The sequence below is a fragment of the Cryptosporangium arvum DSM 44712 genome, assembly GCF_000585375.1.
Classification (GTDB): domain Bacteria; phylum Actinomycetota; class Actinomycetes; order Mycobacteriales; family Cryptosporangiaceae; genus Cryptosporangium; species Cryptosporangium arvum.
Genome location: NZ_KK073874.1, coordinates 1442436 through 1460448 on the forward strand (window position 1 = coordinate 1442436; position 18013 = coordinate 1460448).

15 protein-coding genes and 1 tRNA gene are annotated in these 18013 nt (G+C 71.6%); 8 read left to right on the forward strand and 8 right to left on the reverse strand.

From position 1 onward, the window contains the following. The first annotated feature begins 7 nt into the window (after positions 1-7). Positions 8-2041 (forward strand): SpoIIE family protein phosphatase, encoded by a 2034-nt coding sequence (locus CRYAR_RS06655; RefSeq protein WP_084700168.1) that lies wholly within the window; start codon positions 8-10, stop codon positions 2039-2041. Here CRYAR_RS06655 and CRYAR_RS06660 read toward each other — a convergent pair. The 4 genes from CRYAR_RS06660 to CRYAR_RS06670 form a co-directional block, all read right to left on the reverse strand. Then, entirely contained in the window at positions 2031-2771 is a 741-nt protein-coding gene (locus CRYAR_RS06660) for a DUF429 domain-containing protein (protein ID WP_035849113.1), read from the reverse strand. The two genes, CRYAR_RS06655 and CRYAR_RS06660, sit on opposite strands and share 11 nt — an antisense overlap. Positions 2772-2869: 98 nt before the next feature. Beyond that, a tRNA-Arg gene (locus CRYAR_RS06665) sits at positions 2870-2942 on the reverse strand. A gap of 430 nt (positions 2943-3372) precedes the next feature. After that, positions 3373-3543, reverse strand: a complete 171-nt coding sequence (locus CRYAR_RS46835; protein WP_157017437.1) for a hypothetical protein — start codon at positions 3541-3543, stop codon at positions 3373-3375. A 55-nt stretch (positions 3544-3598) separates the two neighbouring features. Further along, complete coding sequence (locus CRYAR_RS06670) at positions 3599-5023, reverse strand: GGDEF domain-containing protein (RefSeq protein ID WP_157017439.1); 1425 nt, start codon at positions 5021-5023, stop codon at positions 3599-3601. A gap of 52 nt (positions 5024-5075) precedes the next feature. Here CRYAR_RS06670 and CRYAR_RS06675 point away from each other — a divergent pair, with 52 nt between their 5' ends. Continuing rightward, entirely contained in the window at positions 5076-5948 is an 873-nt protein-coding gene (locus tag CRYAR_RS06675; RefSeq protein WP_063725671.1) for a hypothetical protein, read from the forward strand. 1 nt (position 5949) lies between these two features. Here CRYAR_RS06675 and CRYAR_RS06680 read toward each other — a convergent pair whose 3' ends face one another. Both CRYAR_RS06680 and pta read right to left on the reverse strand, forming a co-directional pair. Beyond that, positions 5950-7065 carry an acetate/propionate family kinase gene (locus CRYAR_RS06680; protein WP_035849115.1) on the reverse strand — a complete coding sequence of 372 codons (1116 nt, stop codon included), beginning with the start codon at positions 7063-7065 and terminating at the stop codon, positions 5950-5952. Next, positions 7062-9122, reverse strand: a complete 2061-nt coding sequence (pta, locus tag CRYAR_RS06685; protein WP_035849117.1) for a phosphate acetyltransferase — start codon at positions 9120-9122, stop codon at positions 7062-7064. Before pta ends, CRYAR_RS06680 begins: the two co-directional genes overlap by 4 nt. 275 nt (positions 9123-9397) lie before the next feature. Here pta and CRYAR_RS06690 point away from each other — a divergent pair, with 275 nt between their 5' ends. Next, a complete protein-coding gene (locus CRYAR_RS06690) occupies positions 9398-9994 on the forward strand; it encodes an ATP-dependent Clp protease proteolytic subunit (RefSeq protein ID WP_035849120.1) in 597 nt (198 codons plus the stop codon). A gap of 644 nt (positions 9995-10638) precedes the next feature. Here the strand turns inward: CRYAR_RS06690 and CRYAR_RS46840 are convergent. After that, positions 10639-10812, reverse strand: coding sequence for a hypothetical protein (locus CRYAR_RS46840; RefSeq protein ID WP_157017441.1), 174 nt, complete (start codon positions 10810-10812; stop codon positions 10639-10641). A gap of 254 nt (positions 10813-11066) precedes the next feature. Between CRYAR_RS46840 and CRYAR_RS06695 the strand changes: the two genes are divergently transcribed. From CRYAR_RS06695 to CRYAR_RS06705, 3 genes are all read left to right on the forward strand, one after another. Further along, on the forward strand, positions 11067-11660 hold the full coding sequence (locus CRYAR_RS06695; RefSeq protein ID WP_211247299.1) for a TetR/AcrR family transcriptional regulator: 594 nt from the start codon (positions 11067-11069) through the stop codon (positions 11658-11660). Then, positions 11645-13306, forward strand: a complete 1662-nt coding sequence (locus CRYAR_RS06700) for an acyl-CoA dehydrogenase family protein (RefSeq protein WP_035849121.1) — start codon at positions 11645-11647, stop codon at positions 13304-13306. The genes CRYAR_RS06695 and CRYAR_RS06700 overlap by 16 nt, the downstream gene beginning before the upstream one ends. Positions 13307-13588: 282 nt before the next feature. Beyond that, a complete protein-coding gene (locus CRYAR_RS06705) occupies positions 13589-14206 on the forward strand; it encodes a GNAT family N-acetyltransferase (protein ID WP_035849123.1) in 618 nt (205 codons plus the stop codon). Between the two features lie 110 nt (positions 14207-14316). Here the strand turns inward: CRYAR_RS06705 and CRYAR_RS42825 are convergent, their stop codons facing one another. Further along, positions 14317-15234 carry a single-stranded DNA-binding protein gene (locus tag CRYAR_RS42825; protein ID WP_051569850.1) on the reverse strand — a complete coding sequence of 306 codons (918 nt, stop codon included), beginning with the start codon at positions 15232-15234 and terminating at the stop codon, positions 14317-14319. A 184-nt stretch (positions 15235-15418) separates the two neighbouring features. On the opposite strand from CRYAR_RS42825, the gene CRYAR_RS06715 reads away from it, so the two are divergent. Beyond that, positions 15419-16420: a cobalamin biosynthesis protein gene (locus CRYAR_RS06715; protein WP_245620407.1), complete on the forward strand. Its 1002-nt coding sequence runs from the start codon at positions 15419-15421 to the stop codon at positions 16418-16420. Further along, entirely contained in the window at positions 16417-17955 is a 1539-nt protein-coding gene (locus CRYAR_RS06720) for a cobyric acid synthase (protein WP_035849125.1), read from the forward strand. The genes CRYAR_RS06715 and CRYAR_RS06720 overlap by 4 nt, the downstream gene beginning before the upstream one ends. Positions 17956-18013: the final 58 nt, after the last annotated feature.

Genomic DNA, 18013 nt, shown 5'->3' on the forward strand with positions numbered 1-18013 from the left:
CGCGCCGATGGAATCCCCGGAGTCAGCGGGGCTTCCGACGGAGCGCTCCCCGGACCTCCTGCTCGGGCGGTTGGAACTCGCCCTCGACGCGTCCGGCATCGGCTCGTTCGACTGGCACCTCGCCACCGACGAACTGATCTGGGACGACCGGCTGTGCCGTCTCTTCGGCGTCGACCCGGACACGTTCGGCCGACGCATCGCGTCCTTCTACGACGGGCTGCACCCGGCTGATCGCATCCGGGTCCGGGCGCTCATCGAGCGTGCGATCGACGAGGTCGGCGAGTACCGGGCCGAGTACCGGGTGCTCCGCCCGGACGGCGAGACCCGCTGGGTCGAGGCCAGGGGGCGCGTGTTCGCCGACGCCGACGGGCGGCCCGAGCGTCTGATCGGCGTCGCCACCGACTTCACCGACCGCCACCAGGCCTGGCAGCGCCAGCAGGACGCCGCCCGGGCCGAGTGGGAGCGCGCCGCGCTGATGACCGCGGTGACCCGCGCGCTGGCCGAGGCGCTGACGCTCAAGGACGTCACCCAGGTCCTCACCGGGACGCTGCGCGGCGCGATCGGCGCGTCCGCGCTCGGCGTCGTGCTGATGGAGGCCGACCGCCTGCGGGTCGTCGACGCGGTCGGATACGACCCGCTGGTGGTCGCGGACTTCGACGGCGTCGCACTGACCGACCCGCGCCCGCTCGCCGAGGCGGTGCGTACCCGTGCGCCGCTGTTCGCCGGAGACGCCGAGCAGTTCGCCGCCCGCTGGCCGGGCGCCGCCGAGGTCGGCGGCTCGGCCTGGGCGTACCTGCCGATGATCGCCAGTGGCCGGCCGGTCGGCGGGTTCGCGGTGCGCTGGGACAAGCCCCAGCCGTTCACCTCCGACGACCGGACGCTGCTCGTGGCGCTCGGGGGCCTGGCCGCCCAGTCGTTCGAGCGTGCGCGCCTCTACGACGCCGAGCACGAACTCGCCGCCGGCCTGCAGCGGGTCATGCTGCCCCGCCGCACCGACGGCATCCGTGGCGTCTCCACCGCCTGTCGCTACCTGCCCAGCACCGACGGTCTGCAGGTCGGCGGCGACTGGTACGACGTGATCGCGCTGCCGTCCGGCCACATCGGGCTGGTGGTCGGCGATGTCGAGGGGCACACGGCGCACGCCGCCGCGGTGATGGGCCAGCTCCGGATCGGGGTCCGCGCGTACGCGGCCGAGGGGCACCGCCCCGAAGAGGTGATGGCGCGGACCAACCGGCTCCTGGTCGACCTGGAAACCCGCCTCCTCGCGACGTGCTGCTACGTCACTCTCGACCCGGCCACCGGCGACGGCGTCGTCGTGCGGGCCGGGCACCCGCCGCCGCTCGTCGTCCGCGCGAACGGTGGGGTGGAGCTGGTCGAGTCCGCCGGCGGCCTGATCCTCGGCGTACAGGACGCCGAGTACCGGACCATGGCGATCCACATCGGGCCGGGCGACGCGCTGGTCCTGGTCACCGACGGCCTGATCGAGACACCGGGGCTCACCATCGACGCCGGGCTGCGGTCGCTCGCCGAGCTGGCCGCGGCCGGTGCCGGGGAGAGCGCCGAGCACCTCGCCGATCGCATCGTCGCGCCGGTGGGACCGGCCGGGCACCGCTTCGACGACGTCGCGGTCGTCGTCGCCCGCCGCGATCTCGGCGACGAGAGCCGGATCGACGAGGCGCGGCACGCGATCGTCCGCGGTGCGCAGGGCGCGATCGGCCGGTCGCGTGCGTTCGTCGGCCGGACGCTCACCAGGTGGGGCTTCGGCGAGATCGTCGTCGAGCAGGCGGTGCTGTGCGCGTCCGAGCTGGTCACGAACGCGATCCGGCACGGCGAAGGGCTGGTGGAGCTCGCGTTGATCCGCTACCCCGACCGCGTCCGCCTGGTGGTCGAGGACGACTCCCCGCGCCCGCCGCGGGTCGTGAAGGCGCCGGCCACCAGCACCGGGGGTCGAGGGCTCGACGTCGTCGAACGCCTCTCGGTGGCCTGGGGCTCGGAGGCGCGCGGGACCGGCAAGATCGTCTGGGCCGAGTTCACGATGTGATCGGGTCCAGCTCGTCGAGCGGACCGGTGGGGAGGGCGATCCAGCCCTCCTTGGCCGCTGCTGCGGCGTCCTCGGGCAGCGGCGGGTGGGTGAGGCCCAGGGCGGCTGCGCGGGCGGTGAGGCCGGCCAGGACGGCGTCCAGGGCGTGGTCGGAGGCTCGGCACAGCGGTTCGTGCGGTCCGAGGTCCAGCCAGGGCGCCCGGGCAAGGAGCTCGTCGACCAAGGCATGCCGCGCCGGGGCGTTCGCGGTGCCCTTGTAGCGGCGGTGCGGCAGGCCCCAGCACTTCAGCGAACCGGCCGGGTACGCCTCGACCACGACCCGGTCCACCCGGACCCCGTCCGCGGCGAGCCGCGCGAGGATCCCGGCGCACCGCAGCGCCGGGTGCGCGATCCGGTCGGCCGCGACGCTCAGCGGCACCAGGCCCAGGCGTTCACGCACGACCTCGTCGGTGCGGCGGTACGCGAGCCGCCGCCGCCAGGCCTTGTCGGTGCGGACCGGCGGCTCGAACGTTCCGGCCGACCAGGCCACCAGGAACCGCACGAACTCCGTCGGCCAGCCCAGCGGGCAGTCGATGCCGGTTCGGGTCGCGCCGCGTACGGCGTCCACCAGGACGTCGTCGGTAATCGAGACCTGAACGTGATGCACCCGCGCGCCGGACGGCGCCCAATCGATCGTGGCGAGCGCCGTAGTGGCGGCCTCGGCCGCCAGATCCACCCCGAGAGTCCGCACCGCACCACCGTACGGACGGCGGCGGGGATGCAGCGGGGCTGCTACGGAGAGTATTCAGATCGTGCCTTCTGCGCGCTAAGCTGTTCGCTCGGGCGCGGTGCCCTCGGCAGGACTCGAACCTGCGACCAAGTGCTTAGAAGGCACCTGCTCTATCCACTGAGCTACGAGGGCATGGCGCGGGAGCAGGATCAGTCGACGGCCCCCGCCGTGCCCCACCGGTCCCCGCTATCTCGGAGAGCAGAGTAACCCGCAGGTCAGAGCAGTGCTCGGGGATCTGGAGGGACACACCCGACGCGTCTCCTGCCATCCGCGTCAGTTGATACTGACGGACAGCCCGGGTCGTGCTTTTCCATCAGGTTACTAACCCATTTGTCCCGGGCGCCGATCCCCGCGCTTTTCGACACGTGACTACTGTCAGTGTGCGGAAGCGTTGATAACGGTGATGGTCAGGATCCAGGCCAGCATGAGGACGGCAGCGAACGGAACGGTGACCTTGCTCATGGGGAACCCCCTGCGCGGATCGAGAACGAACGATGGCTCGTCGACCCGGCACTGCGCACTGCGGCACTGACGTTCGAAGTCAGGGAGGGAAGTCAACACCTCAGCCGCGGATCGCGTGCCGGGTATGACTACTGGAGGGATCGTTCGATGACACGACGACCACCTCCTCGACCTCGGCGTTTGACCCGCGGCGAAGGCTACACGCTTTGCGCTGCGAGCGCACATCGATGCTGGTCAGGGTCAGAATCCGTGCCGTGTCGACGGTCACCATGTCCTTTGTGGATAGTACGAGTGACCCCTCGGCCGGACGGGGGAACAACCCATGGTCAGCGGGTGAAGAGACCCGACGGCGTCGCGACGCGATTCCGGCCCGCTTCCTTACAGGTGTAAAGAAGTTTGTCGGCCAGCAGAACGAGATCCGACGACGTGCTCACGTTCGCCGGCAGCGTCGCGACACCCACCGAAACCGTGGTCGTGATCGACGTGTCGCCCGGGACCGCGATCGGGGTGGCCTCCACCGCCGCCCGGATCCGTTCCGCGATCATCGACGCGTCGACCGGGGAGGCCCCGGGCAGCAGCACCGCGAACTCCTCGCCGCCGTAGCGGGCCACGACGTCGCCGGTACGGACACACTTCCGGAGCCGCTCGGCGATCTCCACCAGGACCAGATCGCCGACGCCGTGGCCGTAGCGGTCGTTGATCCGCTTGAAGTGGTCGACGTCGAGCAGCAGCAGCGCGACCGGCCGGGCGTCCCGCTCCGCTCGGCCGACCTCGATGTCCAGCGTCTCGTCGAAGAAGCGGCGGGTGCGCAACCGGGTGAGCCCGTCGGTGATCGCCAACTGCCGCTGCACGTCCACCTGGTGCCCGAGCCGGGCCACGACCAGCAGGAACAGCACCGCGCAGGTGCTCGCGACGAGATAGACGTGGAGCGGGGCTTCGCGGACGTGCTGGACGACGAGCGTGGCCGGCGCCAGCACCGACGCGCCCGCGAGCAGCGCCAACCGGGGGCTGCTGACCAGGGGCGGAGCGGCCGGGGCCTGGACGTCCACGGTGCGCATCGACGGGTGGAGCGCGGAGGCGGCCAGCAGGGTCGAGGACGCCATCCAGATCAGGTCGAGCCGGCCGCCCGCCTGGTAGGTACCGGCGTTCACCTGGAGCGCGTAGAGGGCGTCGGCCGTGAACAACGCGGCCAGGTAGCCGGCGAGCAGACGCAGAGCGACCGGCCGGTCGCCGGCGCCGAGCAGGAGCCGGGCGGCGACGACGAGCATCAGCAGGTCGCTCGCCGGGTAGCTCGCCGCGACCACGGAACCGGCGAGCGTCGTGCCGGACGCGGCCGCCGGTGTGATCAGGAACACCCAGGACAGGAGCGCCGCGGAGGCGGTCACGATGGCGGCGTCGACGATGCTCGGGATGTCCCAGCCGGGGGTGCGCGACCGCACGAGCAGGAGCAACCCGGCCGCGGAGAGCGGGTACTGCGCGAGGTAGAAAGCATCGGCGACGCTCGGGAACGGGAGCGGGGCGACCAGCGCCGGCCAGCCGAAGAAGATGCCGTCCGCGCACGTCGCGGCGGCCTGACCGGCTCCCAGCAGCCACCAGCCGAGGCGGACGCGTGGCCGGTGGAGGCGCACGGCCACGAACACCGTCACCGCCGCCGCCGCGCTCACCGCGGTGTACAGGGCGGCGTGTACGAGATCGGGCAGGTCGAACGCGTAGACGCCGATGATGGCGGCGCCGACGAGAAGCGCGGTCACCCACATGCTTTATTCGTCGGCGGGCGTTGCCCTGGGTGGCATTGTTCTTGGCGTGTCTTTGGATGACATCGCTGACGAGCTGTACGGGCTCGATCCCGCCTCGTTCACCGCCGCGCGTCTCGCGCGTGAGAAGGAGGCCAGGGCGGCCGGTGACCGCGACCTCGCGGCGCAGATCAAAGGCCTGCGGAAACCGTCGATGTCGGCCTGGCTGACCAACCAGCTCATGCGGGAGCGGCGAGAGCAGATCGAGCCGCTGCTGGCGCTGGGGGAGCAGCTGCGTGAACTCCAGGCGTCGGTGAGCGCCGAGCAACTGCGTGCGCTGACCCAGCAGCGCCACCGGCTGGTGTACGCGGTGGCCCAGGAAGCGCGGTCGCTGGGGCACGAGCGCGGGCAGCAGATCACCGACGCGGTGGCCCGCGAGCTGGAGCAGACGCTGCACGCGGCGCTGGGGGACCCGGCCGCGGCCGAGGCGGTGCGCAGCGGTCGGCTGGTCAGCGGGTTGCAGTACGCGGGGTTCGGGCCGGTGGGGTCGGCGCAGGCGGCTCCGGCCCCCCGGCCGGCGGCTCCGGCCCGCCAGGACGACCTCGCCGCGAAGCGCAAGGAGCGGTCCGAGCAGCTGCAGAAGGCGCGAGCCGAGGCGCAGGAGGTGCTCGACCGGGCCCGGGCCTCACTCGTGGACGCGGAGGCGTCCCGGGACGAGGCGGCCTCCGCCGCGGCCGAGGCCGAGGAGCGGTTCACCGAGGCGCGGGACCGCGTCGACCAGCTCAAGCTCGACCTGGACGACGCGGAAGAGGCCGCGAACGCGGCCGACCACGAGCTGAAGGCCGCGCGCCGGACCGCCGAGCACGCGCGGAAGGCGGCGCAGCTGGCCGCCCAGCGCGTGACCGGCGCCGAGTACCGCCTGAACGAGCTGCCGGAGCCGTGAATCAGACGACGGCCGCCGCCTGGGACGCGATCTCGGATTCCTCGTCGGTGGGGATCACCAGCACCTGGATCGGGCCGGTGCCGATGCTCGTCGGTTCGCCGACCCCCACGGCGGCCCGGTTGGCGTCCTCGTCGAGCTCGATCCCGAGGTGGGAGAGCGGTCCGCAGACCTCGGCCCGCAACCGCCAGTCGTTCTCGCCGACCCCGGCGGTGAACACCAGCGCCTGCACCCCGGGCACCACCGCGAGGAACGCACCGATGTACTTCCGGATGCGGTACGCGTAGACGTCGAGGGCTCGCTCGGCGTCCTCGTCGCCGTTCGCCGCCTTCTCGCGCACCGCACGCATGTCGGACGCTCCGGCGAGCCCCCGCAGCCCGCTCTTCTTCGTGAGGATGTCCTCGATCGCCGCCGGATCGAGACCGGCCCGGATCAGGTGGAACGGCACCGCCGGGTCGAGATCCCCGCTGCGGGTGCCCATCACCAGGCCCTCCAGCGGCGAGAGCCCCATCGAGGTGTCGACGCTGCGCCCGTCGCGCACCGCGGTGGCCGAGGCGCCGTTTCCGAGGTGGCAGATGATGAGGTTGTCGAGGTTCGCACGCCGGGTCACGTACTGGCAGCTGGTGCCGTGGAAGCCGTAGCGGCGAATCCCGTGCGTCTCCGCCAGGTCGAGCGGCAACGCGTACGTCGCCGCGACCGCCGGGATCGTCGCGTGGAAGGCGGTGTCGAACACCGCGACCTGCGGGACGTCCGGCAGCAGCTTGCGCAGCGCCCGGATGCCGGCCAGGTTGACCGGGTTGTGCAGCGGCGCGAGCGGCGAGAGCTCCTCGATGCCGGCTTCCACCTCGTCGTCGACGATCGTCGGTCCGGTGTACTTCGTGCCGCCGTGCACGACGCGGTGCCCGACCGCCAGCAGTTCGTCGAACTCGAGCTTCTCGAGCATCCAGGCCAGGGCGTCGTCGTGGTCCTTCGCCGCGCGCGTCTCCTCGTGCCCGTCGTGGCGGAGCCGGGCGTGATCGGAGCCGATCTCCTCGATCAGCCCCTTGATCGTCCGGTTCTCCGAGATCAGCTGGTACTTCAGCGACGACGAGCCCGAGTTGACGACGAGTACCGGTTTCACCGCATTGCTCCCTGCGCCTGGACGGCCGTGATGGCGACCGTGTTCACGATGTCGGCGACCGTGCACCCGCGGGACAGGTCGTTCACCGGCCGACGCAGCCCCTGCAGCACCGGGCCCACCGCGATCGCCGACGCGGCGCGCTGCACGGCCTTGTACGTGGTGTTCCCGGTGTTCAGGTCGGGGAAGATCAGCACGGTCGCGTGCCCGGCGACCGGGTTGCCGGGCAGCTTCGCGGCCCCGACGGCCGGGTCGACGGCGGCGTCGTACTGGATCGGGCCGGCCAGGGGGAGGTCGGGGTGTTTCGCGCCGACCAGTTCGGTCGCGGCACGCACCTTGTCGACGTCGACTCCCGTTCCGGACTGACCGGTCGAGTACGACACCATCGCGACCTTCGGCTCCACCCCGAACTTGACCGCGGTCTCGGCCGCGCAGACCGCGATGTCGGCGAGCTGGGCGGCGTCCGGATCCGGCACCACCGCGCAGTCGGCGAACACCAGCACCTTCGTGGGCAGGCACATCAGGAACGCGCTGGAGACGAGCGAGACGTCGGGCAGCGTGCGGATCACCTCGAGCGCCGGCCGGATCGTGTGCGCGGTGGTGTGCGCGGCACCCGAGACCATGCCGTCGACCTCGCCCGCGTGCACGAGCATCGTGCCGAAGTACGACACGTCACCGACCACGTCGTACGCCATCGCCGGGGTGACGCCCTTGTGCGCGCGCAGCTCGGCGTAGGTCGTGGCGAACGCGTCGCGCAGGGGTGACGTCAGCGGATCGATGATCCGGACGTTCGTGACGTCGGTGCCGAGTTGGGTGGCTTTCGCGGTGATCTGCTCGACGTTGCCGAGGAGGACGAGGTCGGCGACCCCGCGCTGGGTGAGTTCCTCGGCGGCGAGCAGGATGCGGTCGTCGTCGCCCTCGGGGAGCACGATCGTCCGCTTGTCGGCGCGGGCACGGGCGATCAGCTGGGCGGAGAACATGTGCGGCGTGACGACGTCGGGCTTCGCCAGCTGGATGCGTGTGCGCAGCACTTCGGTGTCGACGTGGTCGGCGAACGCTCCGAGCGCGGCGGCGACCTTGCGCGCGCTGTCCGCCCGGAGCTGGCCGGTGAGGCCTTCGAGGCGGTGCAGGGTGGTGTACGTGTCGGCTTTCACCGCGATGACCGGCAGGCCCGAGGGTTCGAGCAGCTTCAGGCTGCGCTCGTCCGGGACGTGGCCGACGGTCAGGACGATGCCGGCCGGCGTCGGCAGGTCGGGACTCACCGCGGCGGCGGCCACCCCCACCGCCAGGTCGATGCGGTCACCCGACGAGACGAGCAGCGTGCCGTCCTTGAGCAGCGGCAACACGGTCTGCAAGTAGGCCGAACCGGCCAGGTACGAGTCGACCTCCCGCTGCAGCGCCGGTCCGTCGCCGCTGAGCAACGTGCCGTCCAGCGCGGCGACGACCTCGGCGACCGTGAGCGCGGCCAGCACCGGCAGGTCGGGCACGACGTAGACCGGCGGGGTCGCGCAGGCCAGGTTCCCGTGCTCGGGGCCGGCGCGGTTGACGATCGTGGCGAGCACTTCGCAGCCGTGCGTCTTGAGCACCGCCGCGCCCTCGCGGAGCGCGGTGCTCACCGCGTCCGCGGTGCGGCTGTGCCCGGAGAGCACCTGGATGACCGGTGCTCCGAGGTTCGCGGCCAGGTCGGCGTTGAGGTCCAGCTCGACCGCCGGCGACGGACCGGTGAAGTCGGTGCCCACGCACAGCACGAAGTCGTAGCGCTCACGCAGGCGGGCGACGTGGTCGACGATCGCTTCGATCAGCTTCTGCGGGCCGCCCGCCTCGATCAGCTCCGCCGCCGTCGAATAGGTGAATGCGACCGCGTCGTCCTCGGCGATCTCGAGGTCGTAGCGCTGGCGGGCCAGCTCGACGATCGGATCGGGCCGGCTGTGATCGGGCACGACCGGGCGGAAGACCGCCAGCCTCCGCACGTCGGCGGCCAGCAGGTCGAGGAGGCCGAGCGCCACCGCTGACTTGCCCGAGCGTGGCTCCATCGACGTGAGATAGAGGATATCGGACATCTCGGTCCTTCCGGGTCGGTCTGATCGCAGCTTACGTTTCGGGCCGGGCCCGGGCCGAGTCGGCCCGGTGAACAGTTGGGTCAAGCGGTATTTCTTTCGGCGTAACCGCTTTCGGCGAAATTGCTCTGAGCGAACATTTGGTGGTGGGGGTCGGGTTGGCATTTAGCGTCTTACCCATGCCGAAAAATTCTGTTTCGACGTCGCGTCCCCGCGTTTCCGGCCGCGCGACGGACACCGTCCCGTACTGGTCGACGCTGCCGGTGGTACGAGCATCCATGCCGTTCTCGTCGGCGCCGGTGCCGAGCGGGGGAGGGTTGGACGAGCAGGTCTATTCACGCTTGCTACGTGACCGAATCGTTTTTCTGGGCAGCGAGGTGAACGATTCGGTAGCGAATGCCATTTGCGCACAGCTCTTGTTGCTGAACGCGGAAGATCCGGAGCGGGACATCTGGCTGTACATCAATTCGCCGGGCGGATCGGTGACCGCCGGAATGGGGATCTACGACACGATGCAGTGGGTCAGTAACGACGTCAGCACGGTGGCACTGGGTTTCGCCGCCTCGATGGGGCAGTTCCTGCTCTGCGCCGGGACGCGGGGCAAGCGGTATGCGCTGCCGCACTCACGGATCGTGATGCACCAGCCGCACGGAGGATTCGGCGGTACGGAGACCGAGATCCGCATCCAGGCCGAGCAGATGCTGCACACGAAGAAGACGATGGCGGAGTTGATCGCGCAGCACACGGGACAGCCGCTGGAGCGGATCGAGGAGGACTCGGACCGGGACCGCTGGTTCACGGCGCCGGAGGCGCAGGAGTACGGGTTCGTGGACCAGGTGGTCCGCACGCTGACACCGGCCGGTGTGCCGGGGTGAGGGCGGACGTCGGCAGGCGTGGCGGGGTGAGGGCGATGTCGGCGGGTGTGGCGGGGTGAGATCGGGGCGTCGGCTGAGCGCGTGTCGCGGTGATCGTGGGTCGGGCTGGGTGCTGTAGTGCGGTCGTGCGCATGGTGCGGTTGTGCGCGGCGGGGAGTCGGTGTCGCGGTGCGGGTGCTGCATGCGGGCGCGGCGATGTTCGGGCGGCGCGGTGGTGCATCGCTCCCGGCGCGGTGACACCGTGCAACGCGGCGCGCCTGGACAGCGATTTTGCGCCGCGTGGTGCATGGCTGTGTTGCGCCGCGTGGTGCATGGCTGTGTTGTGCCGCGTGGTGCATGGCTGTGTTGCGCCGCGTGGTGCACGGCTGTGTTGTGCCGCGTGGTGCATGGCTGTGTTGTGCCGCGTGGTGCATGGCTGTGTTGCGTCGCGTGGTGCATGGCTGTGTTGCGCCGCGTGGTGCACGGCTGTGTTGCGCCGCGTGGTGCACGGCTGTGTTGCGCCGCGTGGTGCACGGCTGTGTTGCGCCGCGTGGTGCACGGCTGTGTTGCGCCGCGTGGTGCACGGCCGCGGCGCGTCGCGTGGCGCACGGCCGCACGGCCGCGCGGCTGATGGGGCCGTGGCCGTGCGGCGAGGGCGCGGGGGGCTACGCGGCGGTGCCTCGGCGGGGGGAGGTGCCGGCGGTGTGGCAGCGCGGGGTGGTGGGTGGGTGATTCGCGGCCTGCTGGTGGGTCGCGGCGTCGGCCAGCAAGCGGATCCGGAGCAGATCGAGCGCGCGGCCGACCGCGTCGCCGGTCTCGCCGGACAGGGGCGGAATCATGGGCAAATTCTACGTCCTGTAGACGACAAAATCCACGCACTGACTGGGGCGCCAGCGCCTTCCGTGAAGTGTCGTTACTCCGTGAGCCAGTAGCAATGACACGAGGCGGTTTTCTCGTGAAGTGAACACTGTGAACGTGCGCACCCGGTCGCATTTCGGGACATCGCGAAAGCCTGTACGGAAGCAATGAACTCTGGTTCACTGCTTCCGTGCCGTACCGCCAGCCTCCGCGGGTCGCGCACCGTCGAGCGGCGGTGCGAGAACGGCTCGTGGCCGAGGCGACGAGCATCATCGCGGTACAGGGGTGGTCCGGCGCCACGGTCGCCGCAGTGGCCACCGCGACCGGCATCTCGACCGGCGCCGTGTACCAGCATTTCCCGAACAAGGGCGCGCTGGCCGCCGAGGTGTTCCGGCGCGCCACCCAGCGGGAGCTCGAGGTGCTCGCGACCGTGCTCACCGCGGCCGAGCCGGTGTCCACCGCCGAGCGGCTCGCGCAGGGCGTCGGGCTGTTCGCGCAGCGGGCCATTCTCGGGCGGCAGCTGGCGTACGCGCTCATCGCCGAACCCGCCGATCCGCCGGTGCTGATCGAGCGGCTGACGTACCGGCGGCGGTACAACGACGTGTTCGCGGCGCTCATCGCCGAAGGGGTCGGCAAGGGCGAGATGGTGCCGCAGGACGCCGCGGTCACCGCCGCGGCGCTCACCGGCGGCGTCGCAGAAGTACTGATCGGCCAGCTCTCCGAACCGGTGGACGGGCCCGGCGCCCGCTCGCTGGTGTCGGAGCTCACCGCGCTGGCGCTCCGGTGCGCCGGCGTGCACGTCCGGGAGGCGACATGTCCGAGGCTGTGACAGATTCTTCGGTCTCCACCGCCACGCACGGCGTCACGAATCAACCGCCGCCGCTGGTCGGCCACGACGTCGCGGACGACGCGGCGCTGCTCGCGGGCGTGGTGCGTGAGGGCGCGTCCTGGTTCCTCCCGGAGCTGCACGAGCTCGGTGTCTGGGCGAGCAGCGCGGAGGCCCAGACCTGGGCCGACGAAGCGAACCGGTACGAGCCCGTCCTGCGCACCCACGACCGGTACGGCCACCGCGTCGACGAGGTCGAGTTCCACCCCTCCTGGCACCGGCTGATGGAGGTGTCGGTCGGCGCCGGCCTCGGCGCCACGCCCTGGGCCGACGATCGGGTCGGTGCGCACGTCGCGCGGGCCGCGGGTGTGTTCGTCGCCGGTCAGGTGGAGGCGGGGCACCTCTGCCCGCTGGTGATGACCTATGCGGCCGTACCCGCGCTGCGCGCCGCACCCGACCTGGCGGACGTGTACGAACCGCTGCTCGCGAGTCGGGTCTACGACTTCGGGCTGCGGGTGCCGACGACCAAGCGCGGGCTGCTCGCCGGCATGGGCATGACCGAGAAGCAGGGCGGTTCCGACGTCCGGTCGAACACGACGGTGGCCCGGGACGCCGGCGACGGAACCTGGCGTCTGCGCGGGCACAAGTGGTTCACCAGCGCGCCGATGAACGACGTCTTCCTGGTGCTGGCGCAGGCGCCGGGAGGCTTGTCGTGCTTCCTCGTGCCGCGGGTGCTGCCGGACGGCACCCGGAACACCTTCCGTATCCAACGGCTGAAGGACAAGCTCGGCAACCGCAGCAACGCCAGCTCCGAGCCGGAGTTCGACGACACGGTGGCCTGGCTGGTCGGCCCGGAAGGACGCGGTGTCCGGACGATCATCGAGATGGTGTCGTTGACGCGTCTGGACAACGTCATCGGCTCGGCGGCGGGTATGCGTGCGGCGCTCGTGCAGGCCGTGCACCACACGCGGCACCGGGCGGCGTTCGGCCGGCTGCTGATCGACCAGCCCCTCATGGGCAACGTGCTCGCGGACCTCGCGCTGGAGTCGGAGGCCGCGACCACGCTGGCACTGCGTCTGGCCGGAGCGGTGGACCGGGCCCAGTTCGGGAACGACCAGGAGAAGGCGTTCGGACGGCTGGCCACCGCGATCGGCAAGTACTGGGTGTGCAAGCGTCAGCCGGCGTTCGTGGCCGAGGCGCTGGAGTGCCTCGGTGGCAACGGGTACGTCGAGGAGAGCGGAATGCCCCGGCTCTACCGGGAGGCGCCGCTCAACGGCATCTGGGAGGGCTCGGGCAACGTCAACGCCCTGGACGTCCTGCGGGCGCTGGGCCGTTCGCCGGAGGCGTTCGCGGCGTACTCGGAGGAGGTCGAGGGGTCGCTCGGGGCCGACAGCCGGTTGGACGCGGCGTGGACGTCGCTCCAGCGGGAGCTGGCCGACACCCACGAGTGGGAGTACCGCGCACGCCGGCTGGTCGAGCGGTTCGCGCTGGTGCTGCAAGGTGCGCTGCTGGTGCGTCACGCACCGGAGGACGTGGCGAGCGCGTTCTGTGGTTCGCGGCTCGGGGGCGAGAGCGGATACGCGTTCGGAACCTTGCCGCGCGGCACCGCGATCGACACCCTCCTGGACCGCGCCGCCCCGCCTCACTAGCCCGCCGAAGCGCCGAATCAGACTTATCACCCTCATGTGACGCCCCGGAAACAGTGGCCGAGCACGCTTGCCCCAACCGCAAGCAACGCGGAGGTGAAGCGGGTGGGGAACAGCGGGGCCGAACGGCCGCCGGGAGGCTGGCTCGTGACCACGCCCGCGACCGCGTCGACTCCGGCCGGCCCGAATGTGGTCGGTCCGGCCCCAGCCGGCCCGGACGTAGCCAGTCCGGCCCCAGCCGGCCCGGACGTAGCCGGCCCGCTCACATCGCCCGCGAAGGCGTCGGTGGCCGAACCGTCGGCGATCCAGGTGTTGACCCCCGCGGTGGTCCATGCCGCGCTGGTAGGCGGAACCGTGGTCGCCATCCGCCCGGCCCGGCCGCGCGACGCCGCGGCGGTGGCCGACCTGCACCGCCGATCGGCGCCCGCGTCGCTACGCGACCGGTACCCGGGCACACCACCCCCGGCGCTGACGGATCCGGAACAGTGCCTCGCGGCGGTGCCCGGTAGCTGCACGCTCGTGGCGTTCAACGGATTCCGGCTCGTCGGGATCGCCCAGATCACCGGGCACGTCCCCGTCGCCGACTTCGGGGTTCTCGTGCGCGAGGACCACCGGCGTCGTGGACTCGGCGCGATCCTCGCCAAGCACGCGCTGCACGTCGCATACGAGTTGGGACACCGTGAGGCGGTGTCGTTCGGCGGCCCGGAGAACCGGGCGCTCCGCGCGATGCTGCACCGACTCGGTCTGGAAGGACGGACGCGGTACACGGGGGACCTCCTCGTTACCCGAATTGCTTTGCCGTACGAACCCGAACCCGCGGATCCCGAGGCCTCCGATCGCACGGAGCCGGCCGTCCGCATGCCCTACCCGGTGATCAATCGCCGCCCGATCGCCACCGCCTGATCCAGCGAAAACGCCCACCCGGGTCGGGCCGGAGCCCGGCCGACGGCAGCGCGTCGGCCGGGCCGGTCGGCCCGACCCGTGGGGCCGGCTTCGAGCCGGACCGACCGCTCTCAGGCCGGAACCGGAGCCGCTCCCCGACGACGAGCCGGCGGCCGGGGAGTCGGCACCGGCGCCGCTCCGCTCGCCGCCGACTTCTCCTTCCGCGCCCCGCCCGACTCCTCCGCCGGCGCTCCCGCGGCTCCACCGCTCGAGCCGGCTCCACCACTCGAGCCGGTCTCCGCGGCTCCGCCGCTAGAGCCGGTCTCCGCGGCTCCGCCGCTAGAGCCGGTCTCCGCGGCTCCACCACTCGAGCCGGTCTCCGCGGCTCCGCCGCTAGAGCCGGTCTCCGCGGCTCCGCCGCTAGAGCCGGTCTCCGCGGCTCCACCACTCGAGCCGGTCTCCGCGCCCCCGCTCTCGTCGCCACCCGAGACCGAGGACTCCGGGCGGACCGGGGAGGCGTTCTCGAACGCCTCCCCGGCGTCGACGTCCGGCTCGTCGAAAGCGTCGTCCGGCGAGCCCTCGGATGCCGCACCGTCGGCGGTGACCGCGCCGCTCGAGATGTGCGCGTCGATCGAGCTGCCGGTCGGCATGCGGTCGGGGCCCACGTCGTCGACGGTGACCGCCCGGGTGGCGGACACCCGCTTGAAGTCGCCCCGGCCGCGGTTGAGGTCGAAGCCGATGGCGGTGGCTTCGATCTCGTAGGAGGCCCGCTTCCCGTCGACCACCTCGTAGGTGCGGCTGAACAGGCGCCCGGTGACGATGACCGGGTCACCCTTGACCACACAGGCCGAGGTGTTCTCCGACAGCGCGCGCCAGCACGTCACCTTGAGGAAGAGCGAGTCGCCATCGGTCCAGCGGTTGGTCACCCGGTCGAACCGCCGGGCGGTGGAGGCCACTCGGAACGACGTGACGCTGACGCCGGATTCGAGGGTCCGTTTAGTCGGAGCGTCGACGACGTTCCCCACGATCGTGGTGATCGTCTCGTTCATCTGGAGTTCCCTGCTTCCGCGAATGGTCTGCCCGGACACCCGGGCGCGGTCCCACGGTCCCCGCGCCACCCGCCCCGCGTCAGAGCCCTCGCCCGGCCCTGGGGACAACCGGCCCGGCTGTGGATATCCGCACACGGAAGCCCGCCCTGCTATGGCCGCCCACCGGCGAACGTAGGCTCGAGCGGTGTCCGCCCCGTCCCGCTCCGACCTGCTCGCCACGGCCACCGGCCTCGCCCTCGGCGCACTGCTCGACCACGTCGTTCCCGACCCGCGTCGCGGCCACCCGGTCGCCGTCTTCGGCCGTTTCGCCGGAGCGCTCGAACGACGTCTCTACGCCCCGACCCGTGCGCGGGGAGCCCTCTTCGCGGCGCTGGCGGTGGGGGCTCCGGTGGTGGCCGGTGTCGCGGTCGACCGGCTCACCCGCCGGCGCCCGGTCCTCCGTGCCGCGGCCACGGCGGTCACCACCTGGGCGGTGGTCGGGGGTACGTCGCTGCGTCGCGAGGCGGCCGCGATGGACCGCCTGCTCGCCGCCGACGACCTGCCCGGAGCCCGCGCGCGCCTCTCCCACCTGTGCGGACGCGACCCGTCCGGTCTCGAGCCGCCGGCGGTTGCCCGCGCGGTCGTCGAATCGGTCGCGGAGAACACCGCGGACGCGGTCGTGGCCCCCTATTTCTGGGGCGCGGTAGCGGGTCTGCCCGGTCTGGTGGGGTATCGGGCGGCCAACACGCTCGACGCGATGGTCGGGCATCGTTCGCCGCGTTACGCCGAGTTCGGCTGGGCATCCGCCCGCTTCGACGACCTGCTCAACCTCGCGCCGTCCCGGCTGACCGCCCTGCTCACCATCGGCGCGGCCCCGGCGGTCCGGCGCGACTCCGCCGCTGACGCCTGGCGCACCTGGCGGCGCGACGGCAACGCGCACCCCAGCCCCAACGCCGGCCAGTGCGAAGCCGCCACCGCGGGCGCGCTGGGCATCCGGCTCGGCGGGCGCAACACCTACGGCGGAACCGTGGACGAGCGTCCCGTGCTCGGCGACGGGCGGGCCGCGGAACCGGCCGACATCACTCCCGCCGCCCGTCTCTCCTTCCTCGTCGGGGCCACCGCCGCCGCCCTCGGCGCGATCGCGCTGTCCCTCCGCGCCGCGATGACATCGCGCTCCGGCCCGCGCCGCGCGAGGGCCACCGCGTGAAGGGTGCTCTGCTGGTCGCCGGGGCCACGTCCGATGCCGGTAAGAGCTTGCTCACCGCAGGCATCTGCCGATGGCTCGCTCGCCAGGGCGTCCGCGTAGCGCCTTTCAAAGCGCAGAACATGAGCAACAACGCGGTCGTGACGCCCGACGGCGGCGAGATCGGTCGGGCGCAGGCTCTTCAGGCCGAGGCGTGCGGGCTCGCTCCGAGTGTCCGGTTCAACCCGGTGCTCCTCAAGCCGGGCAGTGATCGCAGGTCGCACCTGGTCGTGCAGGGTCGCGCCGCCGGTGAGGTGAGCGCGATGTCCTATCGCGACGTCAAGCCCAGGCTCCTCGAGCTGGTGCTCGGTGCACTCGACGACCTGCGCCGCGACTTCGACGTCGTCATCTGCGAAGGAGCGGGAAGCCCGACGGAGATCAACCTCCGCGCGACCGACATCGCCAACATGGGCCTGGCGCGCCCGGCGAACCTCCCGACGATCGTCGTGGGTGACATCGACCGCGGTGGGGTTTTCGCCTCGTTGTTCGGCACGCTGGCTCTGCTGAGCGAAGAGGATCAGCAGCTGGTCAGCGGTTTCGTCATCAACAAGTTCCGCGGTGACGCCCGCCTGCTCTCGCCGGGGATCGACCAGCTCACCGCGATCACCGGACGTCCGGTTCTCGGCACCCTTCCGTGGGTGGACGGTCTCTGGCTCGACGCCGAGGACTCGCTGTCGTACAGCCCCGACGGGGTGATCGGGCGCGGAGCACCGCCGCTCGGTAGCTCCTGGCTGCGAATCGCCGTGCCGCGGCTGCCGCGGATGTCGAACGTCACGGATCTCGACGCGCTCGCGGCGGAGCCGGGCGTCCAGGTGCGCCTCGTACGGCATCCGGCCGCGCTTGCCGACGCCGATCTGGTGGTCGTCCCCGGCACCCGCGAGACCGTCGACGACCTGGCCTGGCTGCGCCGCACCGGTCTCGCCGACGCGATCGTCGCCCACCACGCCGCCGGCCGCCCGATCGTCGGCATCTGCGGAGGGTTCCAGATGCTCGCACGGACGATCGCGGACGACGTCGAAAGTAAAAAAGGGACAGTCGACGGCCTGGGACTCGCACCGGTCGAAATCACCTTCGCGGCGGAGAAAACGCTCGGTCGGCCGACGGGGCGCAGCTCCGGTGAGGTCGTGACCGGGTATGAGATCCACCACGGCCAGGTGACCGATCGCGCGCCGAATGTGCCGGCCTGGATCACATCCGATTCCGGAGGCGCCGAGGGGGTCCGGTACACCGAGGGTGCTGGGGTGGTGTACGGCACGCACTGGCACGGGGCGCTGGAGTCCGACGGCTTCCGCAGGCGCCTGCTGGCCGAAATATCCGACCAACGGTCATTGGTCGGGTTCGTGGTTCCGCCCGATACTGCATATCAGCAGGTCAGAGCCGAGGCTTTGGACGCGCTGGCTAATCTCGTCGAGCGACACCTGGACACGAACGCACTGATCAGACTGATCGACGAGGGCGCCCCAGCCGGGCAGCCATTCATTTTGCCGGGAGCACCATGATCACCACGAGTGTGGCAGGCTGCGAAAGCGGCCTTTAGCGGAACAGGTCGCCGGGTAA